This is a genomic window from Bacillus sp. B2-WWTP-C-10-Post-4, assembly GCF_009183805.1.
Taxonomy (GTDB): domain Bacteria; phylum Bacillota; class Bacilli; order Bacillales; family Bacillaceae_G; genus Bacillus_A; species Bacillus_A cereus.
Map to the genome: position 1 here is coordinate 1 of NZ_WEII01000253.1, position 1,474 is coordinate 1,474.

The window sequence follows — 1,474 nt, forward strand, 5'->3', positions numbered from 1 at the left end:
GCATATCGTTTAGGGAAAATTCATAAAATATTTCCGTATAAATTAAAGAAAAAATTATCAGCCTATATGAAATGAATTAGTGAGGGATATAATATTGGAATTACTATTTTATTTAGTTATATCACTAAGTATATTAATGACTATCTTGATCATAGGTTATACAAAAGATTTATTTAATCCAGTGAGTTTAACTTGTTTCTTTTGGATATTACCAGTACTATTTAGTAGTTTTAAATTATCAGGATTACAGCAGGATGAATGGACAGATTTGACCTATGTTTTATTAATATATAGTATGTTAGCATTTGTTATATTACCGTCAATTTTTATATTTGCAAGTTATAAAAAAGACGTATTAAATAATTCAAAAGAAAAATTGAAAAAACTAAGCATGAGAGTTAATAAAAATTTTGTATTAGTTCTTATGTTTATTGTCGTTGGTGCGTATTTCTTAGAAAATAAGATTTCTTCAGGGTATATATTCCCTATACTATTAACTAATAGCTCAATAGATATTCATACAGTTTCTGTAAGTGTTTTGTCAATTATTACGAGGAGTTTTGTTCCGGTTGTTAGTTTATTATTATTCATGGTATACCTTAATGAGAAAAAGAAGTTGTATATATTCTTTATTATTTTAGTGATGTTATTACCAGTTACTAGATTAGCGCGTTTTGATATCGTAATGGCAGTAATACCCTTAATGGGATTGTTATTTACTATTGCCAAAAATAAAAGGAAATTTATGTTTAGATTTGGAATAGTTTTTGCCATTATGTTAATATCGGGGGCTGCTATTGGTGAATTGAGAATGACCCATGGGTATAAGTATGATATTAGTTATTCAGAAGGAATTTCTTTTCATGGATACGGAGGACCTTTTGATGTTTTTGCTATATTATATGGATATTTTGCATTGTCTGTAGAAAATTTAGATAGATTTATTAGTGCCAACTATCAATTTGTAGATTTCCAGTATGGAAAATTTATGTTAAGGCCAGTATTTGTGGGGATTTTAAAATTTAATAATATATTTGCTGATTATCCTTTATATGAATATGTTAATGAAATGCGAAATCCAGTTGCCGGTTTTGCTACAGTTCATACTGCATTAGTTGATTTTAGTATGGACTTTGGATATTATTTAGCAATTATTCCCATGGTTCTGTTCTCGATGATAGGAGTATATATGTATGTTAATTCATATAAGAGTATTAAGAGTAAAATTATGTATCTAGCGTATTCACAAGTTTATATTTTTATGGCATTTCAAAACCTGTTTATAGAGCCTAGATTATGGTATCAGTTGTTATTTTTCTTCTTATTATTTAGGTTTATAGGAAAAGAAAAGAATGGATAGTAGATTATAAAAGTTTAAGGAGTATGTTATGGGGAAAATAGGTATTGTAATTTTAAATTGGAATAATTTTTTGGCAACTATAAATTTAATAGATAATATAATGGATAATATTGG

1 protein-coding gene is annotated in these 1,474 nt (G+C 26.7%); it reads left to right on the forward strand.

Annotated features, from left to right (window positions below):
• Nucleotides 1–94: 94 nt before the first annotated feature.
• On the forward strand, nucleotides 95–1,360 hold the full coding sequence (locus GBN78_RS29680; protein ID WP_070184489.1) for an O-antigen polymerase: 1,266 nt from the start codon (nucleotides 95–97) through the stop codon (nucleotides 1,358–1,360).
• Nucleotides 1,361–1,474 lie beyond the last annotated feature (114 nt).